The sequence below is a fragment of the Allosphingosinicella sp. genome (assembly GCF_059502505.1).
This window is the reverse complement of sequence record NZ_JCACEU010000019.1, coordinates 512,152-534,916: the sequence shown is the minus strand read 5'-3', so window position 1 is coordinate 534,916 and position 22,765 is coordinate 512,152. Positions and strand designations below refer to the sequence as shown.

28 protein-coding genes and 3 tRNA genes are annotated in these 22,765 nt (G+C 65.9%); 8 read left to right on the top strand and 23 right to left on the bottom strand.

The genetic code is table 11. The annotated features are described in order from the left end of the window. Positions 1-14 precede the first annotated feature (14 nt). From AC5JBD_RS15150 to AC5JBD_RS15140, 3 genes are all read right to left on the bottom strand, one after another. Positions 15-674 (bottom strand): hypothetical protein, encoded by a 660-nt coding sequence (locus AC5JBD_RS15150; protein WP_495722643.1) that lies wholly within the window; start codon positions 672-674, stop codon positions 15-17. 36 nt (positions 675-710) lie between these two features. Then, the gene (locus AC5JBD_RS15145; protein WP_495722642.1) at positions 711-956 is read right to left on the bottom strand and encodes a hypothetical protein; all 246 of its coding nucleotides are present in this window, start codon (positions 954-956) and stop codon (positions 711-713) included. Between the two features lie 25 nt (positions 957-981). Continuing rightward, positions 982-1,058, bottom strand: a tRNA-Met gene (locus AC5JBD_RS15140). A 155-nt stretch (positions 1,059-1,213) separates the two neighbouring features. On the opposite strand from AC5JBD_RS15140, the gene AC5JBD_RS15135 reads away from it, so the two are divergent. Then, positions 1,214-1,639 (top strand): DUF3775 domain-containing protein, encoded by a 426-nt coding sequence (locus AC5JBD_RS15135; protein ID WP_495722641.1) that lies wholly within the window; start codon positions 1,214-1,216, stop codon positions 1,637-1,639. 3 nt (positions 1,640-1,642) lie between these two features. Here the strand turns inward: AC5JBD_RS15135 and AC5JBD_RS15130 are convergent, their stop codons facing one another. Together AC5JBD_RS15130 and AC5JBD_RS15125 are read right to left on the bottom strand one after the other, a co-directional pair. Continuing rightward, positions 1,643-2,131 (bottom strand): 2'-5' RNA ligase family protein, encoded by a 489-nt coding sequence (locus tag AC5JBD_RS15130; RefSeq protein WP_495722759.1) that lies wholly within the window; start codon positions 2,129-2,131, stop codon positions 1,643-1,645. Between the two features lie 17 nt (positions 2,132-2,148). Continuing rightward, entirely contained in the window at positions 2,149-4,101 is a 1,953-nt protein-coding gene (locus AC5JBD_RS15125) for a potassium transporter Kup (protein ID WP_495722640.1), read from the bottom strand. 161 nt (positions 4,102-4,262) lie between these two features. Here AC5JBD_RS15125 and ald point away from each other — a divergent pair, with 161 nt between their 5' ends. Together ald and AC5JBD_RS15115 are read left to right on the top strand one after the other, a co-directional pair. Then, the gene (ald, locus tag AC5JBD_RS15120) at positions 4,263-5,366 is read left to right on the top strand and encodes an alanine dehydrogenase (protein ID WP_495722639.1); all 1,104 of its coding nucleotides are present in this window, start codon (positions 4,263-4,265) and stop codon (positions 5,364-5,366) included. Positions 5,367-5,427: 61 nt separating this feature from the next. Beyond that, complete coding sequence (locus AC5JBD_RS15115; RefSeq protein WP_495722638.1) at positions 5,428-5,649, top strand: DUF3072 domain-containing protein; 222 nt, start codon at positions 5,428-5,430, stop codon at positions 5,647-5,649. A 38-nt stretch (positions 5,650-5,687) separates the two neighbouring features. On the opposite strand, the gene AC5JBD_RS15110 is transcribed toward AC5JBD_RS15115, so the two are convergent. Genes AC5JBD_RS15110 through ccmC form a run of 7 tightly spaced genes read right to left on the bottom strand, consistent with a single transcriptional unit; the run spans position 5,688 to position 10,520 of the window. Continuing rightward, a complete protein-coding gene (locus tag AC5JBD_RS15110; RefSeq protein WP_495722637.1) occupies positions 5,688-6,347 on the bottom strand; it encodes a tetratricopeptide repeat protein in 660 nt (219 codons plus the stop codon). Further along, the gene (locus AC5JBD_RS15105) at positions 6,347-6,751 is read right to left on the bottom strand and encodes a cytochrome c-type biogenesis protein (RefSeq protein ID WP_495722636.1); all 405 of its coding nucleotides are present in this window, start codon (positions 6,749-6,751) and stop codon (positions 6,347-6,349) included. Before AC5JBD_RS15105 ends, AC5JBD_RS15110 begins: the two co-directional genes overlap by 1 nt. Positions 6,752-6,780: 29 nt before the next feature. Further along, a complete protein-coding gene (locus tag AC5JBD_RS15100; protein ID WP_495722635.1) occupies positions 6,781-7,308 on the bottom strand; it encodes a DsbE family thiol:disulfide interchange protein in 528 nt (175 codons plus the stop codon). Beyond that, complete coding sequence (locus AC5JBD_RS15095) at positions 7,305-9,233, bottom strand: heme lyase CcmF/NrfE family subunit (protein ID WP_495722634.1); 1,929 nt, start codon at positions 9,231-9,233, stop codon at positions 7,305-7,307. The genes AC5JBD_RS15100 and AC5JBD_RS15095 overlap by 4 nt, the downstream gene beginning before the upstream one ends. Continuing rightward, a complete protein-coding gene (ccmE, locus tag AC5JBD_RS15090) occupies positions 9,230-9,682 on the bottom strand; it encodes a cytochrome c maturation protein CcmE (RefSeq protein ID WP_495722633.1) in 453 nt (150 codons plus the stop codon). The genes AC5JBD_RS15095 and ccmE overlap by 4 nt, the downstream gene beginning before the upstream one ends. After that, a complete protein-coding gene (locus tag AC5JBD_RS15085; protein WP_495722632.1) occupies positions 9,679-9,810 on the bottom strand; it encodes a hypothetical protein in 132 nt (43 codons plus the stop codon). The genes ccmE and AC5JBD_RS15085 overlap by 4 nt, the downstream gene beginning before the upstream one ends. Next, positions 9,807-10,520 carry a heme ABC transporter permease CcmC gene (ccmC, locus tag AC5JBD_RS15080; RefSeq protein WP_495722631.1) on the bottom strand — a complete coding sequence of 238 codons (714 nt, stop codon included), beginning with the start codon at positions 10,518-10,520 and terminating at the stop codon, positions 9,807-9,809. Before ccmC ends, AC5JBD_RS15085 begins: the two co-directional genes overlap by 4 nt. Before the next feature lie 100 nt (positions 10,521-10,620). On the opposite strand from ccmC, the gene AC5JBD_RS15075 reads away from it, so the two are divergent. After that, positions 10,621-11,541, top strand: a complete 921-nt coding sequence (locus AC5JBD_RS15075) for a DMT family transporter (protein WP_495722630.1) — start codon at positions 10,621-10,623, stop codon at positions 11,539-11,541. A 97-nt stretch (positions 11,542-11,638) separates the two neighbouring features. Here the strand turns inward: AC5JBD_RS15075 and AC5JBD_RS15070 are convergent, their stop codons facing one another. Both AC5JBD_RS15070 and AC5JBD_RS15065 read right to left on the bottom strand, forming a co-directional pair. Then, positions 11,639-12,688, bottom strand: coding sequence for a Glu/Leu/Phe/Val family dehydrogenase (locus AC5JBD_RS15070; protein ID WP_495722629.1), 1,050 nt, complete (start codon positions 12,686-12,688; stop codon positions 11,639-11,641). A gap of 29 nt (positions 12,689-12,717) precedes the next feature. After that, positions 12,718-12,794: transfer RNA gene (locus AC5JBD_RS15065), tRNA-His, on the bottom strand. A 115-nt stretch (positions 12,795-12,909) separates the two neighbouring features. Between AC5JBD_RS15065 and AC5JBD_RS15060 the strand changes: the two genes are divergently transcribed. Further along, positions 12,910-13,110, top strand: a complete 201-nt coding sequence (locus AC5JBD_RS15060) for a hypothetical protein (protein WP_495722628.1) — start codon at positions 12,910-12,912, stop codon at positions 13,108-13,110. A gap of 148 nt (positions 13,111-13,258) precedes the next feature. Here AC5JBD_RS15060 and AC5JBD_RS15055 read toward each other — a convergent pair. The 7 genes from AC5JBD_RS15055 to clpP form a co-directional block, all read right to left on the bottom strand. After that, positions 13,259-13,333: transfer RNA gene (locus AC5JBD_RS15055), tRNA-Val, on the bottom strand. Positions 13,334-13,456: 123 nt separating this feature from the next. After that, a complete protein-coding gene (locus AC5JBD_RS15050; RefSeq protein WP_495722627.1) occupies positions 13,457-13,732 on the bottom strand; it encodes an HU family DNA-binding protein in 276 nt (91 codons plus the stop codon). 151 nt (positions 13,733-13,883) lie between these two features. Then, positions 13,884-16,241, bottom strand: coding sequence for an endopeptidase La (gene lon, locus AC5JBD_RS15045; RefSeq protein ID WP_495722758.1), 2,358 nt, complete (start codon positions 16,239-16,241; stop codon positions 13,884-13,886). A gap of 98 nt (positions 16,242-16,339) precedes the next feature. Beyond that, positions 16,340-16,879 (bottom strand): hypothetical protein, encoded by a 540-nt coding sequence (locus AC5JBD_RS15040; protein WP_495722626.1) that lies wholly within the window; start codon positions 16,877-16,879, stop codon positions 16,340-16,342. 61 nt (positions 16,880-16,940) lie between these two features. Then, positions 16,941-18,056: a class I SAM-dependent methyltransferase gene (locus tag AC5JBD_RS15035; protein WP_495722625.1), complete on the bottom strand. Its 1,116-nt coding sequence runs from the start codon at positions 18,054-18,056 to the stop codon at positions 16,941-16,943. A gap of 96 nt (positions 18,057-18,152) precedes the next feature. Beyond that, a complete protein-coding gene (clpX, locus tag AC5JBD_RS15030; protein WP_495722624.1) occupies positions 18,153-19,412 on the bottom strand; it encodes an ATP-dependent Clp protease ATP-binding subunit ClpX in 1,260 nt (419 codons plus the stop codon). Positions 19,413-19,513: 101 nt separating this feature from the next. After that, complete coding sequence (gene clpP / locus AC5JBD_RS15025) at positions 19,514-20,161, bottom strand: ATP-dependent Clp endopeptidase proteolytic subunit ClpP (protein ID WP_495722623.1); 648 nt, start codon at positions 20,159-20,161, stop codon at positions 19,514-19,516. Between the two features lie 199 nt (positions 20,162-20,360). On the opposite strand from clpP, the gene AC5JBD_RS15020 reads away from it, so the two are divergent. Then, positions 20,361-20,900: a D-Ala-D-Ala carboxypeptidase family metallohydrolase gene (locus AC5JBD_RS15020; protein ID WP_495722622.1), complete on the top strand. Its 540-nt coding sequence runs from the start codon at positions 20,361-20,363 to the stop codon at positions 20,898-20,900. Positions 20,901-20,962: 62 nt separating this feature from the next. Beyond that, on the top strand, positions 20,963-21,319 hold the full coding sequence (locus AC5JBD_RS15015) for a hypothetical protein (RefSeq protein ID WP_495722621.1): 357 nt from the start codon (positions 20,963-20,965) through the stop codon (positions 21,317-21,319). A gap of 6 nt (positions 21,320-21,325) precedes the next feature. Here the strand turns inward: AC5JBD_RS15015 and AC5JBD_RS15010 are convergent, their stop codons facing one another. After that, the gene (locus AC5JBD_RS15010) at positions 21,326-21,703 is read right to left on the bottom strand and encodes a GFA family protein (protein ID WP_495722620.1); all 378 of its coding nucleotides are present in this window, start codon (positions 21,701-21,703) and stop codon (positions 21,326-21,328) included. Positions 21,704-21,833: 130 nt separating this feature from the next. Between AC5JBD_RS15010 and AC5JBD_RS15005 the strand changes: the two genes are divergently transcribed. Further along, complete coding sequence (locus AC5JBD_RS15005; RefSeq protein WP_495722619.1) at positions 21,834-22,262, top strand: hypothetical protein; 429 nt, start codon at positions 21,834-21,836, stop codon at positions 22,260-22,262. Between the two features lie 5 nt (positions 22,263-22,267). Here the strand turns inward: AC5JBD_RS15005 and soxR are convergent, their stop codons facing one another. Then, a complete protein-coding gene (gene soxR / locus AC5JBD_RS15000) occupies positions 22,268-22,732 on the bottom strand; it encodes a redox-sensitive transcriptional activator SoxR (RefSeq protein ID WP_495722618.1) in 465 nt (154 codons plus the stop codon). Positions 22,733-22,765: the final 33 nt, after the last annotated feature.

Here is a 22,765-nt window from a genome sequence, read left to right as displayed (position 1 = left end):
GCGCGGCTCTGGGCTCAGCGCTCCAGCTTCTTGCTATATTGGTCGGGCAGCGGAGAGGCTGCGGACTCGGGCGCCCAGGCGACCGTCATCACCCACCAGCGATTACCGTCGTTCAGCAGCTGGATGCTGTTGATGCCGCGCAGGAACGGCTTTTCGTCGCTCAGCTTCTTGCGCGCCTCGTAGGAGGAGAAGACCTGAGCGATCGTGCCGAAGCTGTCGACGTGCCGGCTCATTTCCTGCTCGTGAAAGCCCTCGCCCTCCAGGAACGCCTCATTGGCGCGGATATAATCGTCGGGCGTGGCGATCCGCGCGCCAACCTTGCCCGTGGTGGCGTTGGTTCCGGTGGGGATCATCCGCGCACCGGGGTAGAAAAGCGAGCGGAAGCGGTTCCAGTCCCGCTCCTTGCCGGAGTCGCCGGATATCACGTCGTAAAGTGCGACAATGATCGCATCGATGGACTTCACGTCCTCCGGCCTGGCCGGAGGAATGGCCGCAAAGGGATCGCTCGCAGCTGCCGTGGCCGCCGGCTTAGGTCCCTCGGCTGCCGACTTGTCGGCTTCCGGCTCTGGTGCGGCCTCCTGCTTCGGCAGCGGCTTGATGTCCTGGGCGGCCGCCGCCCCGGGAAGAGCGAAGAGAGCCGCTCCGAGGAGCACGCCGCGCGAGATCGAAACCATAGGAACTCCAGGGAAATGCAGACCGGTGCGCGAGGTTTAGCGGGAAGCCGGAGAGGCGCCTAGCCATCCCGCCCGGAGGCACTTCAGGAACCCGGCACGGGCGCCGACGGTTGTTACCCCATGTCCGATGCCGCCCATCTCCGCGACCTCGCGCGCCGCTGCCGCCGCGAGGCAGTGCGTCGCCCGACCCGTGAAGCCGTGGCCGCGCTGCGCGAAATGGACGCCGAGCTCGAACGCCGAGCCGCGAGGCTGCCGCTCCTGGCGCTGCCACGCCCCCTTCACTGAGTTGAATACCCGACTCTACCGTTGGTAGCGGAGGAGGGACTTGAACCCCCGACACGCGGATTATGATTCCGCTGCTCTAACCAGCTGAGCTACTCCGCCCCGAACGCGCCAAGGCTCGCCCGGCCTTCGCGGCCGGCGTCGCGGCGCTATAGGGAGCGGCGCTTTTTGGGTCAACCGCTCCCCCGCCCGCTTCCGGAACCGCCCGTCGCACCCGTCGTTGCATCACCCAAATCGGTGCGACGGAAGGACGACATATGGAGTTGCTCACCCCCCTGGAAACGCTTTGCCGTCTGATCCTGCGCGCCAAGGAGATGGAGGCGCAGGTGCCGGCCGCCGATCCCGACGAGGATCCGGACAATGTCGACGATTTCGACGATGATGCCGAGGATCAGGCGCTGTCGGTGCTGGAGGACGAACTGAACAGTGGGGTCGAGGAGGAGATGCGGGCGACGCTCGACGACCTCGCCGACGACCAGCTCGCGGAGACGCTCGCCCTCGCCTGGGTCGGCCGCGGCACCTACGACGTCAGCGAGTGGGAAGACGCCTTTGCGGAAGCGTCGGATAATGACCCCGAATCGGCGATCGACGAGCTGCTCGACATGCCCCTGCTCGCCGGGCACCTGGAGGCGGGTCTCGCTGCCTTCGATTATAGCTGCGAGGGCGTCGGCCAGTCGGACTAATCGTCAGCCGCGGAATATGTGGGTGCGGATCGGCTCCCACGGGCCGCCCAGGTAACGCCATGACGCCAGCCCCTTGATGGCGAGCGGGCGCGGCTGAAAGGTGGCGCGGAGCTGCTGCTGGAGCGTTCGTGCCTCGCGCGGCTCGACCTTGTTCTGGATCGTGACATGCGGCCGCCAGGGCGCGAAGTCTTGCGGAATGAGCAGGCCTCGGAATGCTTCGGCGAGGTCATAACGGATGTCCTCCAGCTCTTCGCTGTCGATGCGGAAGGCGGTGCCGGCGCCGAGATCGATCACGCCGGCGATGGTGGCGCGCGGCGCGGGCGCGGCGGCGTAGGCGCCGAGGCGCTGGCCGAGCTCGCGTTCGATGCCCGGCGGGAGGTGGTGGAACAGCGTAAGGTGCGCCGGCACCTGGTTCCGCTCGGGCGGGAAATGCGTGCGGCGGAGCTCCTGGAGCCAGCCATTGTCGCCATCGCCGAAGGTTGCGGTGACGATGATCGGCGCGCCGGCGCTCAGATTTCGACCTGCGAGCCGAGCTCGACCACGCGATTGGTGGGGAGCTTGAAGAACTCCATCGCGCTTTCTGCATTGCGCAGCATCCACGCGAAGAGCTTTTCGCGCCAAACCGCCATGCCGGGGCGGGACGACGTGATCAGGGTCTGGCGGGCGAGGAAGAAGCTCGTGTCCATCATCTTGAAGATGCCGCCGCAGCCTTCCAGCCGCGCGAGCGCGCCGGGCACGTCGACATCTTCCATGAAGCCGTAATGGATGATCAGGCGGAAAAAGCCACTGCCGAGATCGTCGAGCTCATATTCGCAGCCCCGCTCCACGAACGGCACGTCCTCAATGCGAATGGTGAGCAGGATCACGCGCTCGTGCAGCACCTTGTTGTGCTTCAGATTGTGCAGCAGCGCGTGGGGAATGCCGTCCGAGGCGGTGGTCATGAACACCGCGGTGCCCGGCACGCGCGCGGCGCTGTTGGCGGCAGACTTGATGAACACGCCGATCGGCATCGCCGCCTCGTTCATTCGGTTGATCATCAGCTTGCGGCCCTTCGCCCAAGTTGTCAGCAACGTGAAGGCGACGAAGCCGATCAGAAGCGGTACCCAGCCGCCCTCCGGCACCTTGGTGAGATTGGCACCGAAATAAGCGATGTCGACAATGAAGAACACGGCGAGCAGCAGGCCGGCAGCGATGCGGTTCCAGCGCCAGAGCTGGAACAGCACGACGGCGATCAGCACCGTATCGATGAACATCGCGCCCGTGACCGCGATGCCGTAGGCGGCGGCGAGGTTGGTCGAGCTGCCGAAGGTGACCACCAGCAGGATCACCATCACCATCAGCGCCCAGTTGATCACCGGGATGTAGATCTGCCCGGCCGCTGCAGCGCTGGTGTGAAGGATGCGCAGGCGCGGGATGAAACCGAGCTGGATCGCCTGCTGAGTCACGGAAAAGGCGCCGGAGATCACCGCCTGGCTGGCAATGATGGTGGCGAGCGTCGCGAGGATGACGAGCGGCAGACGGAAGGCTTCGGAGGCGAGGAAGAAGAAGGGATTCTTCACCACCTCCAGCGCCCGCTCCGGATCGAGCGAGAGGATCATCGCCCCCTGCCCCATATAGTTGAGCATCAGGGCGGGCATGACGAAGACGAGCCAGGAGATTCCGATCGGCTTGCGCCCGAAATGGCCCATGTCGGCATAGAGCGCCTCGGCGCCGGTCACGGCGAGCACGACCGAGCCAAGCGCCAAAAAGGCGAGCCATTTGTCGGTCGCGAAGAAAGTGACGGCGTTGAGCGGATTGAGCGTCTGCAGGATGATCCCAGGATCGCCCGAAATATGGTACAGGCCGAGCCCCGCTAGCGTGAAGAAATAGACCAGCATGATCGGCCCGAACAGGGCGCCGACCCGCGCCGTGCCGCGCGACTGGATGGCGAACAGACCGACCAGGATGCCGATCGCGGCCGGGATCACGTAGGGCTCCAGGCCTGCCTGGACGGTGGTGATGCCCTCCACGGCCGACAACACCGAAATGGCCGGCGTGATCATGCTGTCGCCGTAGAAGAGCGCGGTCGCGAACACGCCGAGGAGGACGATGCCGCGCGTCCAGCGCCGGTCCGTCCGCTCCATGTTGCGGTTGATCAGCGCCAGCAGGGCAAGGCTGCCGCCCTCGCCTTTGTTGTCGGCACGCATGATCGTCATGACATATTTGAGCGTCACGACCAGCATCATCGACCAGAAGATCAGGCTGAGGACGCCGTAGATGTGGAGCCGGTCCGGCGCGAGCGGGTGGTGGCCGGCGAAGGTCTCGCGAAAGGCGTAGATCGGGCTGGTGCCGATGTCGCCGAAGACGATGCCGACCGCGCCCAGGGCAAGCTTGCCGAGGCCGCCCTGGTGATGGTGATGCTGTTGGGCCGAAGCCGGCGGACGGTCCGCAGGCAGGGCTGGGGCGGCGGCGTTATCGTTCATGAGTCAGGCAGGCGGGACGCCGTGCAACCTTTCACATCTAAGCCCTGGGCCCGCAAGGCAGCGGGCGCGCTTAGCATGGGGCCATGTGGGTTCGCAACGGCGACAAATCAATCCGCACTGGCTATGGACTCGCCACCAATCGCCTAATCAGGAGCAGGAAGATGCGCGTCGGCGTGCCGAAGGAGATCAAGAACCACGAATATCGCGTCGGCCTCACGCCCTCTTCGGTGGCCGAACTGGTTGCGGCCGGTCACGAGGTCATCGTCGAGACCAGTGCCGGCACCGGCATCGACTTTTCCGACGAGGATTATGTGGAGGCGGGCGCCCGCATCGCTGGCAGCGCCGCCGAGACCTTTGCCGCCGCCGACATGATCGTGAAGGTGAAGGAGCCGCAGGCGCAGGAGATCGCGCTGCTGGAGCCGCGGCACCTGCTCTTCACCTATCTCCACCTCGCGCCCGACCCAGAGCAGACGCACGGCCTCATCAAGTCGGGTGCGACCTGCATCGCCTATGAGACCGTGACCGCGCGCGACGGTTCGCTGCCGCTGCTGAAGCCGATGTCCGAAGTGGCCGGCCGCATGTCGGTCCAGGTCGGCGCCCACTATCTCGAAAAGGAGCAGGGCGGCCGCGGCGTGCTGCTCGGCGGCGTGCCGGGCGTGGCGCCGGCCAAGGTCGCGATCCTCGGCGGCGGCGTCTCGGGCGTCAACGCGGCCCAGATGGCGGTCGGCATGCGCGCCGACGTCACCATCTACGACATCTCGATGAACCGCTTGGCCGAGCTCGACATGTTCTTCTCGAGCCAGATCAAGACCGCCTACGCCTCGAAAGCCGCGATCGCGCACGCCGTGCAGAATGCCGCTCTGGTGATCGGCGCCGTGCTGGTGCCCGGCGCGGCGGCGCCGAAGCTCGTCACCCGCGAGATGCTGAAGACGATGAAGCGGGGTTCGGTGCTGGTTGATATCGCCATCGACCAGGGCGGCTGCTTCGAGACGTCGCGCCCGACCACCCACGAAAATCCGGTCTACGAGGTGGACGGCGTCATCCACTATTGCGTGGCCAATATGCCGGGCGCCGTCGCCCGAACATCGGCATTCGCGCTCAACAATGCGACGCTGCCATTCGTTCTCAAGCTTGCGAACCAAGGTGCTGAAGCGGCGATGAAATCTGATCCGCATCTCGCCAATGGACTCAACGTCTCCGGCGGCAAGATCCGCCACCAGGCAGTCGCGGAAGCGCTGAACCTGCCGTTCGAGGCGGCGGCCTGAGGCGGGGAACACAAGTGGAACATGGTCGTTGATCCTGCTGAAACCGAGCAGGAAAACGATCATGGCCACCCAGCAGAAACAGCCCGACCCGACCGAGAATGCCGCCAAGGATCCCGACGAGTGGGTGACAGGCGATGAGGCGATGACGGGGCCCCAGGCCTCCTATCTAAAGACTCTCGCCCGCGAGGCCGGAGAGAATTTCAATCCGGAGCTCTCGAAGGCGGAAGCCTCGAAGAAGATCGACGAACTCCAGCACGAGACCGGGCGCGGCATCGATCACTGACCTTGTCCTCCATGTCGCCGAAGGCGATGGGAGGGCAGTTAGGGCTGCTGCACCTGGGGGGACGGCATCGCGCCCATCCCTGCCCCGCGCGCCTGTGCCAGCATGGCGAGCCGCTCCTCGACCATCGGCCGCCAACTCGCGTCGGGCGGCGCGGTCTGAAGGAGGCCGCGCCAGAGGCTTTCCGCCTCGTCATATTTGCCACCCTGGGCAAGCGCCAAGCCGAAGAAGAATTTCGGGCCTGGATGTTCGGGCGCGATCTGCGCGGCGCGGCGGAAGGCGAGCTCCGCCGAGGGCGTCATCATGCCATCGGCGTGGATGACGAGCGCATTGCCTAGGCCGACCCACAGGTCCGGGTTGTTGGGATCCTTCCTGAGCCCGCTCTGAAGTATCTCCGCACCGCCCTGCGTGTCGCCGCTGCGCTGATAGGATTCCGCCATGGTCAGCCAGCCGGCGGCCGAATCGAACGTGCCGAGCATCGCCTCGCGGGTCTGGGAGAAGGCACTGTCAGGCAGCTCGACTTTGGCCGGCGGCGGAACCGGTTTGCCGTCGAGACCGGGGCTGCCCTGCCACGCATAACCAGCAGCCGCGACCAGCAGAGCCGCAGCGGCCAGCTGCAGCGCATTGCGATCGAATTTGCCGAGCTTCCACAGCGCAATCAGAACGATGACGGCAAGGCTTAAGAGCAGAACGAAACCCATTAACCCGCCCTCTTTTTCCGGAAGCGGCCGCGGGCGAGGAACAGGCCGGCGGCGATCAGAAGGGTCGGCGCGGCCCAGAGCGGCCAGGTGACCGGCTCGACCGGCGGCGCATAGCTCACCCAATTGCCGTAGCGATCGATCAGCCACTGGCGAATTGCTTCAGGCTTCTCACCCGCCTCGATCCGCTGGCGCACCAGCGCCCGCATATCGCCGGCCATCTCCGCGTCGCTGTCGGCGATTGACTGCCCCTGGCAGACGAGGCAGCGCAGCGTCTCCATCAAATCGACGGCCTGCGCTTCCTGCTTGGGGTCGGTGAGCTGCTTGTACGCATATTCGGAGGCGGGCATCAGCGAATCCGCCAAGGCAGGCGAGCTGGTCGATAGCAGCAAGGCCAGAAGCAACATGTGCCCCGGAAAAGAGAAGCGCAGGACGCTCATCGCGCCGCCTCATAGGCCTGGACGATGTCGGCCATATGCTCGGGCCTGATGTCGCCGATATGCTGGTGGCGGATGATGCCCTGGCCGTCGACGACGAAGGTTTCCGGCACCCCCGACGAGCCCAATGCGATCTGCACCTGCGTGTTGGGGTCGCTCGCGATCCTTTGGTACGGGTCGCCCCATCGCGCCAGGAAAGCGGCGACGTCCTGCGGACGGTCGCGGATCGCAATGGCATCGATCGGGATGCCGCGGCGCTTCAGTTCCATCAGCTGCGGCGCCTCGGCGATGCAAGGCACGCACCAGCTGGCGAAGACGTTGAGCAGGCGCGGCTCGCCGGATTTGAGGTCGGCCGACGCGAGCGGCGGGTGCGAGGCGACCGCAGGCTGCAAAGCAAATTCGGGCACCGGCTTGCCGATCAGCTTGGACGTGATGACGCGGTCGGCCGGCGCGTAAAGGCCAATGGCGACAGTCACGACGAAGATGGCGAACACCGCCAGCGGTACCCACAGGATCAGCCGCTTCACGCGTACGCCTCCTGGAGCGGCGCGCGGCGCTCGCGCCTGACGCGGCCGATCACTGAAAGGATGCCCCCCAGCGCGATCAGGACGCCGCCCAGCCAGATCAGGGTCACGGCCGGCTTCCACCACAGACGGAGCTGCCACCGCCCCTGCTCGTCCGACTTGCCGATCACGGTATAAAGCTGCCCGCCCGTGAGGCTGGTGACGATCGCGGCCTCGCTCGTCTCGGTCGGGGGAGAGCTGAACATCCGCGCCTGCGGCGTCAGCACGAATGGCTCGCCGTCGCCGCGGCGGGCAGTGAGCTTCGCCTCGATCGCCGTCCAGTTCGGGCCGGCTATCGGATCGGCGGAATCGAAGCGCACCGAATATGGCCCGACTTTGATAGTCTCCCCGATCCGCGCCGCGACCAGCTTCTCCTGCGTAAAGGCGCTCTCGGCGGCCATGCCCGCGAGGCTGACGGCGATGCCGAAATGGGCGATCACCATACCCCAGGTGAAGAGCGGCGTCCGCCGCAGGTTGCGCTTCCACAAAGGTGCGAACGAAGCCGCGGCGACACCGGCGGCGAGCACCAGCCCGAGGAACGGGAAGATCGAAATCTTCGGCGCGAGCAGCACGACCAGGAACAGCGCCAGTGCCGACAGAAGCACCGGCAAGGCGAGGCGGCCTAACAGATCTTTCGCTTTGTCGCGGCGCCACTTGATCAGCGGCCCGGCAGCCATGATCGCGATCAGCGCCAGCGCGATCGGGCCGGCTGCGGTGTTGAAATAAGGCGGGCCGACGGAAAGCTTCTCGCCGGTCACCGCCTCGACTCCCAAGGGGTAGAGGGTTCCGACCAGCACGATGCCCAGGATGGCGGAGAAGAGCAGGTTGTTGGCAACCAATGCGCCTTCGCGGCTCACCGCCTCGAAAGTCGCGCCTTCCTTCACGGTGTGAACGCGAAGCCCGAACAGGGTCAGCGCGCCGCCGATATAAAAGAGGAGCAGGATCAGGATGAAAGCGCCGCGCTGCGGATCGACCGCGAAGGCGTGGACGCTGGTGAGGATGCCGGAGCGGACCAGGAAGGTGCCGACCATCGACATGGAGAAGGCGACCACCGCCAGCATCACCGTCCAGGCACGAAGGGAGTCGCGCGTGGCGAGCACCGTCACCGAATGGAGCAGGGCCGTCGCTGCGAGCCAGGGCATGAGCGAGGCATTCTCGACCGGGTCCCAGAACCACCAGCCGCCCCAGCCGAGCTCGTAATAGGCCCAGTAGCTGCCGGCGGTGATGCCCAGCGTCAGGAACACCCAGGAGGCGAGCACCCAGGGCCGCATCGCGCGGGCGAATGCCGGGCCGACGTCGCGAGTGATCAGGGCGCCGACCGCGAAGGAGAAAGCGATCGAGATGCCGACATAGCCGAGGTAAAGCGTCGGCGGGTGGAAGGCGAGGCCCGGGTCCTGGAGCAGGGGATTGAGCCCCTGCCCTTCGATCGGCGCGGGGCTCAGGCGCTCGAACGGATTCGAGGCGAAGAGCAGGAAGGCGTAGAAGCCGAGGCCGATCGCCGCCTGCGCCGCCAGCGTCGCGATCATCGTGCGCTCGTTCAGGCGCCGCTCGAGCAGCGCCACCGCGCCGCCGGCCACCGCGAGGATCGTGACCCAGAGCAGCATCGAGCCCTCATGGTTTCCCCAGGTGCCGGCGAACTTGTAGAGCCACGGCTTCATCGAGTGGCTGTTCGCCGCCACCAGCTTCACCGAGAGGTCCGTCCGCAGGAACAGCTGGATCAGGATCAGGAAGGACAAGGCGACCAGCAGAGCCTGCGCCATCGCGATCGGCCGAACGGTGCGCATCAGAGTCTGGCCGCCCGGGCGCAGCGACACCGCGCCCAATGCCAGCTGCAGCAGCGAGAGCGCCGCCGCCAGCCACAGAGCTGCCAGCCCCCCCTCTGCGATCATGTGCTTCCCGCCTCCAGGCTCTTGGTCTTGTGCTTCGCGCCATCGCGGGCGAGCTCCGGCGGCATGTAATTCTCGTCATGCTTGGCGAGGATCTCGTCGGCGACGAACAGGCCGCTCGGCAGGAACCGCCCCTCCGCCACCACGCCGCTATTCTCCTTGAACAGATCGGGCGCGATGCCGGTGAAGCGGACGGGAATGGTCGCTGGCGTGTCGTCGCCGACGATGAAGTCGATGGTGACGCCATCCTCGGCGCGCTTGATCGAGCCGCCCTTGACCATGCCGCCGATCCGCACCGCCTTGTCGAGCGGCACGCCCTTCCGGGCGACGTCTGCCGGCGCGTAGAAATAGGCCGCCTGGTCACGCAGCGCCGACATGCCAAGCAGCACCGCGCCGAGCACCGCGACTATCGCCAGTGCCAGCAATGTCAGCCTTTGATGCTTCGCCTTCACCGTTCGCGTCTCACCGCATCTGCCTCGGCCTCGGCGCGGCGCATCGACGTCCAGCTCCACAGGGACACGCCGAGCGTTCCGATCAGGGCGAAGGCATAGGCGCCGATGATGAAGGGCCAGTGGTTCACGCTGCCATTCTCCGGAGACGCGCCTCGATCTTCTGGCGGGCGAGCATGGTCCGCATCCGCATCAGCACGATCGCGCCGAACAGAAGTGAGAAGCCGATCGTGGAGATGAGCAGAGGCCAGACCATCGACGCGTCGATGCTGGAGCCGGTGACACCGATGCTCTGCCCCTGATGGAGCGTGTTCCACCATTCGACCGAATATTTGATGATCGGGATGTTGATCGCGCCGATCAGGCCGAAAATGGCAGTGATCCGCCCCTCCCCGCCCCGCTCCCGGTCGGCGTCGGCGAGCACGATATAGCCGATGTAGAGGAACAAGAGGACGAGCATCGAGGTCATCCGCCCGTCCCATTCCCAATAGGTGCCCCAGGTCGGCCGGCCCCAGAGCGAGCCGGTGACGAGGCAGATGGCGGTGAAGAGCGCGCCCGGCACCGCCAGCGCCCGCCCCGCGACGTTGGCCAGCGGGTGACGCCAGATGAGCTGCATCAGGCTCGCCACGGCGATGCCGGTCCATCCGCCCATGCCGAGCCAGGCAGCGGGCACATGGACGTACATGATGCGGACGCTGTCCCCCTGCAGGTAATCCTTGGGCGCAAGGAACAGGCCGCTGAGCAGTCCAAACGTGATCAACGCCGCTCCCGACCAGCCCAGCCAGACGGTCAGCGGACGTGCAAGCTTCAGAAATCGCGCCGGATTCGCGTAAATATGCATCTTTTGCCCTCGGCTTGTTTAGCGAAGCGCGCGCAAAGCTCAAAGCTTATGCGTGCCCGGCTTGCCCTTTTTTGAGGCGGGCCGCAGAGACCGGCGCTTCATGGCAAGACCCACCCACGCCTCTCGCCCGGAGCAGGACCGCCTGCTCGGCATCGGCCTGCGCATCGGTGCGACCACCTGCTTTGCCTTCATGGCGGCAATGATAAAACTCGGCTACGCGCACGGGGTCAGCACGCCCGAACTCGCTTTCTACCGCTTCGCGTTCGGGCTGCCGCCCTTGCTGCTGTGGATCGCCTGGAGCCGGAACTTCGATGCGTGGCGAACGCAGCGCCCGATGGCGCATGTCAGCCGTGCGGCGATCGGCCTCACCACCATGGTGCTGGCGTTCAGCTCGCTCGCTTACCTGCCACTCGCGGAATCGACCACGATCGGCTTCGCCGCGCCTTTGTTCGCAGTAGTGCTGTCGGCGCTGGTGCTGAAGGAGAAGGTGGGCCGCCATCGCTGGAGCGCGGTGGCACTGGGCTTCGTCGGCGTGCTGGTAGTGATGCGGCCGGGCGGCACACACGTGCCGGAGATCGGCCTGCTGCTTGCCGTGCTGGCGGCCTTCGGCGTCGGTGTAGTGACGATCACCATCCGCCAGATCGGCCGAACCGAAGGCACGCAGACCATCGTGCTCTGGTTCACACTGCTGTCGATGCTCGCGCTTGGGACGCTGATGCCCTTCTATGCACAGGCGCACGACCTGAGGACTTGGGCGATCCTCGTAGCACTTGGCCTGATCGGCGGCTTCGGCCAGCTCTTCCTGACCTCGTCGCTACGCTACGCACCGGTCTCTGTCGTGGTGCCGTTCGACTATACCCAGCTTCTATGGGCTGTGCTGCTCGGCTGGTTCATCTTCGCGAGCCAGCCTCCGGCGACCACGTGGGCGGGTGCGCTCGTGATCATCGCCAGCGGACTCTACACCGTCTATCGCGAGCACAAGCTCGGCCGCGAAAAGCCTCGGGTGGCGCCGCCCCTCTGACAGTCCGTCCACCCCAGCGGAACCGGGGTCTCAGCTGGGGACTAGCCGGCGTCTTCTCGTCCTGAGATCCCGGCCTTCGCCGGGATGACGACTTGCGTCAGCCGCGGCCGATCAGCCGCTGCGCCATCGCATCCGCCACCGCCGCGGGGTTGCGGCCCGTCGCATCGCTCTCGGCCCAGATCGCTTCGAGGCGGCCCGGGATCTGCTCGATCTTCGCCTTGACGCCGGCTTCGTCGGCATCCTTCAGATATTCCGACGCGACGTTGATGATGCCGCCGGCGTTGATCACATAATCCGGCGCATAGAGGATGCCGCGCTGGTGGATGAGGTCGCCCTCGACCGGCCTCGCCAGCTGGTTGTTGGCGCCGCCTGCGACGATCGGCACGTTGAGCGCCGCGATCGACTCCGCAGTGAGAATGGCGCCCAGGGCGTTGGGGCTGAGCACGTCGGCGTCCAGCGTCATGATCCGGTCGACCGGCACTACGGCGGCACCGACCTCGTCGGCGAGCTTCTGCGCGCGGGCGCCGTCAATGTCGGCGAGGCTGATCCGCGCACCCTGCTGAGCCGCGCGGCGGGCGACGCCGCTCGCCACGCTGCCGGCACCCTGAATGGCGATGTGGAGCCCCTGAAGGCTGCTCTTGCCGAGCTTGGCGCGCACCGCGGCCTTGATGCCGAGGAAGACACCGTAGCTGGTATGCGGCCCCGGATCCCCGCCGACCGCGCCCGCCGCCACCGGCAGGCCTGAGACGTAGCTGGTATGCTTCGATACCTCAACGAGGTCGGGAACGGTGACGCCGACATCCTCGGCGGTCACATATTTTCCGCAGAGCCCCTCGACCGCCCGGCCGAACGCCGCGAACATCTCGGGCGACTTGGTGCGTGCCTCGTCGGCGAGGATCACTGCCTTGCCGCCGCCGAGCGCGAGCCCGGCCATGGCGTTCTTGTAGCTCATGCCGCGCGACAGACGCAGCACGTCATGGATGGCATCGGCGCGGTTCGGATAATGCCACAGCCGGGTGCCGCCCGCGCCCGGGCCGAGATGGGTCGAGTGGACCGCAATGATCGCCTTCAGCCCCGTTTCCCGATCGGTGACGAAATGCACGACCTCATGGTCGTCAAAATCGGGAAAATCCCAAGGCGACTGCATGGCTTTGTCCTGAGCTTTTGAAGAAGAAGTGGGGCGATCGACGGGACTTGAACCCGCGACCCTCGGTACCACAAACCGATGCTCTAACCAGCTGAGCTACGATCGCCGTGAATTGTGGCCGGCACATAAGGTGCGGCGCGCCGGTGCGTCAAGGAATCATCCGGTGAAGGAACCTGGCAGCGGGCTCGCTCGCTTTTCTCTCAGAAACGGAGACCAGAGCCATGGCCGAAGACAGAGCCAAAATCAGCACCGGCCCGAACGAGCGGGCAGTGAACGAACCGATCGCCGGCACCGCTCCCGGCATCCCGGACGAAGCGCTCGGGCCGGGCCAGGAGCTGCCCGAGCCGCCGACTGATGAGGAGGTGGCACGGACGGCAGAGAAGCTCGGCGCCAAAGAAACTGCGAGTAGCTCGCGCCACTGAGCTTCGTCGCTTCGGCCGGTCCTTCTCCTCCGCCCCCGCTGCGCAGGTCGAAGCCCTTCTTGAGGGACGTGAGGAAGGACAGCCTTTCGACACGCTCAGCGCGAGCGGCTGTGAGATGGTCAGCTCAGTCAAAGCTCGGAGAGAGGCGTGGTGGGCGCGGTAGGGATTGAACCTACGACCCCACCCGTGTGAAGGGTGTGCTCTACCACTGAGCTACGCGCCCACGCCCGCGCCGCGGCCGCTCCGGGCTCGCGGAAGTGCGGCACATAAGGTGCCGCTTCATACCTGTCCAGCATCGCCCGGACGAAAAAGACCGGCGCCTCTCGCGAGCCGCCACCGGTTGAGATCAGGCGTTGACGGAATCCTTGAGGCCCTTGCCCGCCTTGAACTTGGGCTGGGTGGATTCCTTGATCTGCATCGGCTCGCCCGTGCGCGGGTTGCGGCCCGTGGAGGCCTTGCGCTTCGAGCAGGAGAAGGTGCCGAAGCCGACCAGGCGCACTTCGTCGCCCCGCTTGAGCGCGCTGCCGATCGCGTCGAAAACCCCCTCGACGGCCTTGCTCGCATCGCTCCTGCCGAGACCGGTCGTTTCGGCGACCGAGCTGATTAGCTCCTGCTTGTTCATGCTCCCAGAACCCCTGTTACATTGGAATCGCGGCAATCTGCCGAACCTCCACCTAAGAGCAGGTGGCGGCCCCGAGTCAAAAGGAAAAGCGCGGATTTCCTGAGAAATCCGCGCTTCTTAGCAGTCCAGGTCGTTGCTGCTCTGCAACAAATCAGTGGCGACTTGAAACCCCGACCACATCGTCCGGCGCCGCGGCAAGCTCCGTCGGCGGCAGCGCTGCCAGTTCGTCTGCCTCGGTCCATTCGATGGGCATGACCGGCGTGACGAGGGCCCGGGCGAGCACCTCGTCGACATGGGTCACCGGCACGATCTCCAAACCGGTCGTAATGGTCGCCGGTATCTCCGCGAGATCCTTCTCGTTTTCCTGCGGAATCAGGACGGTCTTGATGCCGCCGCGCAGGGCCGCCAGCAGCTTCTCCTTCAGGCCGCCGATCGGCAGCACGCGTCCCCGCAGCGTCACTTCGCCGGTCATCGCGACGTCCCGCCGCACCGGAATGCCGGTGAGGGTCGAGATGATCGCCGTGACCATGCCGATGCCGGCCGAGGGTCCATCCTTCGGCACGGCGCCCTCGGGCAGATGGACGTGGATGTCCTTGCGTCCGATCTGGCTTGGCTTGACGCCGTAGCTGGGGCTGCGCGCCTTGACGAAGGAGAAGGCCGCCTGGACCGACTCCTGCATCACCTCGCCGAGCTTGCCGGTGGTCTTGATCTGGCCCTTGCCGGGGACGGTGACCGCCTCGATCGTGAGCAGCTCGCCGCCGACCTCGGTCCAGGCAAGCCCTGTGACGGCGCCGATCTGGTCCTCTTCCTCGCCGATGCCGTGGCGGAATTTCCGCACGCCCGCAAAGTCGGCGACATTATCGGGGGTCAACTCGACCTTCTCGGTCTTGCCTTCGAGGATGCGGCGCAGCGCCTTGCGCGCGACCTTGGCAATCTCGCGCTCGAGCGTGCGCACGCCCGCCTCGCGGGTATAGCCCTGGATGAGCGCGCGCAGGCCGGGTTCGGTGAAGACCAGCTCGCCGTCCTTGAGGCCGTGGGACTCGATCTGCTTCTCGATCAGGTGCCGCTTGGCGATCTCGACCTTCTCGTCCTCCGTATAGCCTTCCAGCCGGATGATCTCCATTCGGTCGAGCAAGGGCTGCGGCAGGTTCAGCGAGTTGGCGGTCGTGACGAACATCACGTCGCTGAGATCGTAATCGAGCTCCAGATAATGGTCCTGGAACTTCGAATTCTGCTCCGGATCGAGCACCTCAAGCAGAGCCGAGGCGGGATCGCCCCGGAAATCCTGGCCGAGCTTGTCGATCTCGTCGAGCAAAAACAGTGGGTTGGACGTGCCTGCTTTCTTCAGGTTTGAAACGACCTTGCCCGGAAGCGAGCCGATATAGGTGCGCCGGTGGCCGCGGATCTCCGCTTCGTCGCGCACACCGCCCAGGGACTGGCGCACGAACTCGCGCCCCGTCGCCTTGGCGATCGAGCGGCCGAGCGAGGTCTTGCCGACGCCCGGAGGGCCGACGAGGCACAGGATCGGCCCCTTCAGCTTGTTGGTCCGCGCCTGCACGGCGAGATATTCGACGATGCGGTCCTTGACCTTCTCGAGGCCATAATGGTCCTCGTCGAGGATCCGCTGCGCCTCTGAAATGTCGTGCTTCAGCTTCGACTTCTTGCCCCACGGCAGACCGAGCAGCACGTCGAGATAGTTTCGCGAGACGGTCGCCTCGGCCGACATCGGCGCCATCGCCTTGAGCTTCTTCAGCTCCTGAGTGGCCTTGGAGCGCGCCTCCTTGGAGAGCTTGGTCTTGGCGATCTTGCGGGAGAGCTCGGCAAGCTCGTCCCCCTCGCCTTCCTCGCCCTCATTCCCGAGCTCGCGCTGAATCGCCTTCAGCTGCTCGTTCAGATAATATTCGCGCTGCGTCTTCTCCATCTGGCGCTTGACGCGGCTGCGGATCTTCTTCTCGACCTGCAGCACGCCGAGCTCGCCCTCCATGAAGGCGAAGGCCATTTCCAGACGGCGCACAGGATTGAGCTCTGAGAGCAGGGCCTGCTTGTCCGACACCTTGATATTGATGTTGGCGGCGACCGCGTCGGCGAGCTTCGACGCCTGCTCGATCTGGCCCAGCTGCACCGCCGTCTCGGCCGGCAGCTTCTTGTTGAGCTTCGCGTAGGAGTCGAACTGCTCGACGACCGAGCGCATCAGAGCGGAGACTTCCGGCCCCTCCGGCTCGTCCTGGTCGACCGGGGCGATCTCGGCGACGAGATGCTGGCCATCTTCGCGTAGCGTGGTGAGCATCGCGCGCCGCTGTCCCTCGACGAGCACGCGCACCGTGCCGTCCGGCAGCTTCAGCAGCTGGAGCACGGTCGCGACGACGCCGAGGTCGTAGAGCGCCTCGCGGTCAGGGTCGTCCTCGGCCGGATCGAGCTGCGAGACGAGGAAGATCTGCTTGTCGGCCTGCATGGCGCTTTCGAGCGCCGCGACGGACTTGTCGCGGCCGACGAACAAGGGAACGATCATCTGCGGGAAGACGACGATGTCCCGCAGCGGAAGAACGGGGAAAGCTTCGGTCAATTCCAAACTCCAGTACGAGCCGCGCGCGGCCGTTTCATTGACACCTATATGGGGCCGCGGGTCAACGCATCAATGAACGGGCCGAGCAGCAGCAACGATACGGCGAAGCTGTTCTGGAGTGCATGGATGGCGGTGACGATCAGGATCGCCGTGCCGAGGCCGCGTTCGCGCCAGGTCAGGAAGGCCGTCGAGAAGATCAGGAATGGCCACCACGCCACCAATCCCCAGGTGGGCGCTCCCCAGCTATGCGCCACGCCCCAGCAGATCGAGCTCAGCCAGACGGCAGGTCCGGAGGCCATGAACCTGGTGAACAGTAGCAGGACCACGCCCATGATCAGGGTCTCGAGCAGCGGCCCGACGAGCGCGACAAGAGCGACCATCACCGGTCCGGACAAGGGCAGGTCCGGCCCCTGCGCGGAGGGCACAGAGACCCTGACGGTCACCGACAGCAGGATGCTCGGCAGCAGCACGAGCAGCCAGGCCTTCAGCACCCAGGCGAACTTCGATCCCTCAGGCCTGAAGAGGAAGCGCGGCAGGAAACGAAGGGAGAGAGGCCGCTCCGCCGGCGCTGGTTCTTGTATCATTCGCCGCGATATGGCGTGGCGGTGGCGGGGCATCAACATATTGACGCCCCGCCACCTCTGGTCAGGGCCGCGCCTCCAGAATGAGGTTGAACGGCGTCGACGCCGCGATCCGCACCCGAGTGAAACCCGCCTCTGCCAGCACCTGCTTCAGGCGCTTCGGTCCGGCCTGGGCGCCGAGCCCCAGCCCCACTTCCTGCGCCAGGCTGCCGGGCGTGCAGATCATGGTCGAGGCCGCATAATACATCCGTCCGACGGGGTTGAGGTTGTCGACCAGCGAATCGCCCGCCATCGGCTCGACGATCATGAAGATGCCTTCGGGCGTCAGCATCTCACGCACACGGCGCGCGGCGCCGACGGGATCGCCCATATCGTGCAGCGCGTCGAACACGGTGACGAGATCGTAGCCGGCGCCCGGGCTATCCTTGGCGGTCGCGATCTCGAAGCGCAGGTTCGCCGGACTGCCGGCCTCCGCCGCCGCGTCCCGCGCCCGTTCAATCGACGCCTCGTGATAGTCGAGGCCGACGAATTCGCTGTTCGGGAAGGCCTCAGCCATGATGATGGTGGATGCGCCGTGACCGCAGCCGATATCGGCGACCTTCGCCCCCGCATCGAGCCGCTCGACCGCGTCATCCAGTGCAGGCAGCCATTCCTGGACCAGATGAGCCCGGTAGCCGGTGCGGAAGAATTGCTCGACGCCGCAGAACAGGCAGTTCGAATGCTCGTGCCAGCCGACGCCCTGGCCGCTCCGGAACGCCTCGGCGATCTTCGGCTCGTCCATGTAGACGGACGCGGTGAGCTGGAATGCGCTGGCGAGATAAACCGGCGAGTCCTCGTCCGCGAGCGCCATCACCTGCTCCGGCGCCATGAAGAAGTGGCCGGCCTCGGCATCATAGTTCACATAGCCCGCTGCTGCCTGCGCGCTCAGCCATTCGCGCACGTAGCGCTCGTGCGTGCCGGTGCGGTCCGCCAGCTCCTGCGGGGTGGCCGGGCCGCCTTGCGCCAGCGCCTTATAGAGGCCGAGCCGCTCGCCGAGGATGACGAGCGCGCCGCCGTTCGCGGCGCCCATGTCGCCGACCATCTTGCCCATAAAGGCTTCGAGCTTCGCAGGATCGAGACCGCCCGCTGCGGCGGCACCGGTTTCGGTGCGCTCTTCATATATGTCGAGTATAGCTTCCAACGTCTTGCCCTCCCTTTGGCGTGAGGCGCAAAGGGTTAACGAGGCGCCGTTGGCGCCATCGTTTGAGCGAGCGTTGAAATTGCGGCGCCGCCGAAATCAGGCGGCGCTTTCGCCCTTCTTCTCGGCGTAGACGCGGACCGGGTCCTTGCGGCCTTCGACCACGTCCTTGTCGATCATGACCTCGTCGACGCCGTCCATCGACGGCAGGTCGAACATGGTGTCGAGCAGGATGTTCTCGAGGATCGAGCGGAGGCCGCGGGCGCCGGTCTTGCGTTCGATCGCGCGCTTGGCGATCGCCACCATGGCCTCGTCGGTGAAGCTCAGCTTCACGTCCTCCATGTCGAACAGCTTCTGATACTGTTTGACGAGGGCGTTCTTCGGCTCGCGCAGGATCTTGACGAGGGCCTCCGTGTCGAGATCCTCCAATGTCGCGATCACCGGTAGCCGGCCGACGAATTCCGGGATCAGGCCGAACTTCAGCAGATCCTCCGGCTCGCCCTGACGCAGCACTTCGCCGGTGCGGCGCTCGTCCGGCGCGGCGACATAGGCGCCGAAGCCGATCGACTTGCCCTGCAGGCGGTCGGCGATGATCTTCTCGAGGCCGGCAAAGGCGCCGCCGCAGATGAACAGGATGTTGGTCGTGTCGACCTGCAGGAATTCCTGCTGCGGATGCTTGCGCCCGCCCTGCGGCGGGACGGAGGCGGTGGTGCCTTCCATCAGCTTCAGCAGCGCCTGCTGGACGCCCTCGCCGGACACATCGCGGGTGATCGACGGATTGTCGGACTTGCGGCTGATCTTGTCGATCTCGTCGATATAGACGATGCCGCGCTGCGCCCGCTCGACATTATAGTCCGAAGCCTGGAGCAGCTTCAGGATGATGTTCTCGACATCCTCGCCGACATAGCCGGCTTCGGTGAGGGTCGTCGCGTCGGCCATCGTGAACGGCACGTCGAGGATGCGGGCGAGCGTCTGCGCGAGCAGGGTCTTGCCGCAGCCGGTCGGGCCGACCAGCAGGATATTCGACTTGGCGAGCTCGACGTCGGCGCCCTTGGCGCCGTGCGCCAGGCGCTTGTAATGATTGTGCACCGCGACCGAGAGCACGCGCTTGGCGTGGCTCTGGCCGATCACATAATCGTCCAGCACCTTGCAGATCTCGCCCGGCGTCGGAACGCCGTCGCGAGTCTTCACCAGCGCCGACTTGGTCTCCTCACGGATGATGTCGTTGCACAGTTCGACGCACTCATCGCAGATGAAAACCGTCGGGCCGGCGATGAGCTTGCGCACCTCGTGCTGCGACTTGCCGCAGAACGAGCAGTAGAGGGTGCTCTTCGAATCGCCGCCGCTCAGTTTCGTCATATTCTTCCTTGTCGGGGCGACACTTAGGCGCCCGTCAGCTGGCCCATGTTACCGCACTATCGCACGATCTCAATGGCCTAATCATTAACGTGGGTCGAAGCTCAGGCCGCGTTGGCCTGGTGCGTCGCATCCCCCTCGCCCGCCGCCGGGCGCTTGTCGAACACCTCGTCGACGATGCCGAACTCCTTGGCCTCGTCGGAGGACAGGAACTTGTCGCGGTCCATCGCCTTCTCGATCGTCTCCAGCGTCTGCCCGGTATATTGGGCGTAGAGCTCGTTCATCCGGTGCCGGATGCGCAGGATTTCCTTGGCCTGGATCTCGATGTCGCTGGCCATGCCCTGCGCCCCGCCCGACGGCTGGTGGATCATGATCCGCGCATTGGTGAGCGCAACCCGCATGCCCGGCTCGCCGGCCGCCAGCAGGAACGAACCCATCGACGCCGCCTGGCCGATGCAGACCGTGCCGACGCGCGGCCGGATATATTGCATGGTGTCGTGGATCGCCATGCCGGCCGTCACCACGCCGCCCGGCGAGTTGATGTACATGAAGATGTCCTTCTTCGGATTCTCGCTCTCCAGGTACAGCAGCTGGGCGGTGATGAGGGTCGCCATATGGTCCTCGACCTGGCCGGTCACGAACACGATCCGCTCGCGCAGCAGCCGCGAATAGATGTCGAAGCTGCGCTCGCCCCGATTCGACTGCTCGATAACGATGGGAACGAGGGCGGAGCTGATGTCGCGATGGTCCATGATGCCTGGAAGGTCCTGTAAAGTGCGGATGCGCCGAACATCGGAGCATCGGCGCGAAGGTTCAAGCCCTGTCCCGTCCTGCAACGGGCGCAAGCGGCGAACCGAGCCGTGCCGCGACGAACCGGGCGGTTAGGGACTTGCATCTCGCGCGCGGTCGGAGCAGTCGTGCAGGCGGGAGGCTCGGGGCAGCGGGTTCATGATGACGGGGGTCATTCTCATTCTGGCGATGCTGGTCGCAGGCGGGACGCCCGAAGTCCCTGCCTCTGCGTCGTCAGATTCGCGGCCTGCACCGGAGGCGAAACGGGCGCCGAAGCCGATCTCCTCGGCTGTGGACCTCGGCGCCAAGTGGGGCGTGGTCACCAGCGTCAGGCGCACACCCGAGCGCAACCGCGCGGTCGGCGGCGCCGAGAACAGCTTCCACCTCTCTGGCCGCGCGATCGACATCGCCCGCCGCCCTGGCGTTCGTCACGCCGAGATCGCCTCCGCCTATCGCAAGGCCGGCTTCGTGCTGATCGAGTCGCTGGACGAGGGCGATCACAGCCACTTCGCGTTCGGCATCATTGGTGACGCCCCAGCCAAAGCGCCTTCCGAGGCGACCGAACTCGCCGCCGCCGAGCCCACATGCCCGGCGCCGAGCGATCCCGGCCTCAACGCCCGCCGCCGCCCCGACCGGACCGACGGCTGCGCCTTCCCGGAAGAGCCCAAGCCGCGCCTCAGACCACTCGAAGCGGCGCCGTAACGGTTCTGCTTCCGTTCAGCTTGGCAGGCGGAGACTGGCGGTCCGATTTCGCGGAGGTCCAGATGCGCCGTCTCATCCCCTTGCTCGTTCTGACTCTGGCGGCCACCGCCCCCGCGAGCGCGCGGATCGCCGGATCGCATCCTTCGACTCCCTCGCCTCGCATCAATCCGTTCATCGGCGACAGCCGCCTTCCAGGTCCGGGCGTCGGACGGGAGCTTCGCGACATCAGGGGCCGAATCGACCGCGGCCGGGAAACGGGTGACCTGTCGCGCAGGGAGGCCCGCCAGCTCCGCCGCGAAACGCGCCTGATCGGCCGCCTCGCCGACCGTTATGGCCGCGACGGTCTCTCCCGGTTCGAGCGGAACGAGCTGGATGTCCGGACACAGGCGCTGCGCAGCTCCGTCAGCCGCCCGCGCTGACGGCCGCTATTGCTCCTGCGGAACGTCGTCCGCGATCTCGTAATAATCGCCCTTGCTGGCGACGAAGATATGCTTCTCCAGTTGGGTGCCGGTCGGCGCTTCGAAGGCGCCCATGGCGATGGCGATCCAGTCCCTGTGGACGGGATCGAAAAACAGCACCGAGCCGCAAGTCGAGCAAAAGCCCCGCCTCACCCGCTGCGAGGATTGGAACCAGGTCACATTCTCCTCGCCGCTGATCGTCACCCTGTCTCGGGGGAGGTCGGTGGAGGCCCAATAATGGCCCGATTGCCGGCGGCATATCGAGCAATGGCAGGCGTCCGGCGCCTTCAATTCGCCGGCGACTTCGAAACTTATCGCGCCGCAGAGGCAGGATCCCTTGTGCATCAGTCGTTTCCTCCTTCACGTCCGCACCGTCGTGGGCGACACTCCGCCTAGGGCTGACGGTTCTGCTTGATCTTCGTGTATCGGAGCCGGATCAGGGACCTGATATAGGGAAGGAATGCCGATGCGCGGAATGGCGATCTTGTTGGGGGGGGTCCTGCTGGCTGGCTGCGGATCGGAGCCCGCCAAGCAGCCGGAGGCGACAGCTGCGGCCAAGGCCGATGCGCCCAAGCAGGAGCCGACGGTCGATCTCACCGCGAAGGAGCGGGGATGTCCGTTCACGGTAACGCGGGGCTGGTATGCCCAGATCGAGAACAGTCGCTTCTCGGTCGACGGACAGGTCGATTTCATGATGGCCGGCTACAAGCCCGCGCTGAAGAAGCGTCCTTCCGCCGGCGCCGGAACCGCTGCCTTCGACCTCTCGCTCGAGGCGTCGCCGGGCACCGCCGTCAGTCCCGCGGTCCATTACGAGGAGCCGCTCGCCAACGCCTATGGGAAGGTCGCGATCTACTGCGGCGATAAGCAGGTGGCTGCGTTCGAATCGATGGATCAGCGCCTCTAGGAGCGTCACACCGATCGGGAAGAGTCTTCCGGCGCGTCCCCAAGCAGGAAGCGCGGTCCCGGCCCGGCGGCTCCAGCCCGATCGCCGGGATTGTAGAGCGCGCATCGCTCGAGCGAGAGGCAGCCGCATCCGATGCAGCCGGCCAGCCGGTCGCGAGTGCGCTGCATCAGCGAGATGCGTTCGTCCAGCCGGTCCCGGATCCGCTCGCTCAGCGCTTGCCAGTCGTCTTGCGTGGGTGCGCGGCCGAGCGGGAGCCGGGCCAGTTCGGCCTCGATCTCCCGCACCGTCAGGCCGAGCTTCTGCGCGATCAGCGCGAAAGACAGCCGGCGGATGTCGGAGCGCAGGTAGCGGCGCTGATTGCCGCCGGTGCGGATCGGGCTGAGCAGCCCCTTCGCTTCGTAAAAGCGGATCGCCGAGACGGACACGCCGGTGCGTCGCGCCAGGTCTCCGATGCTCAGCAGGCCGCTCATTCTCTCTCCCACCGAAAAAGCTTGACCTCAACT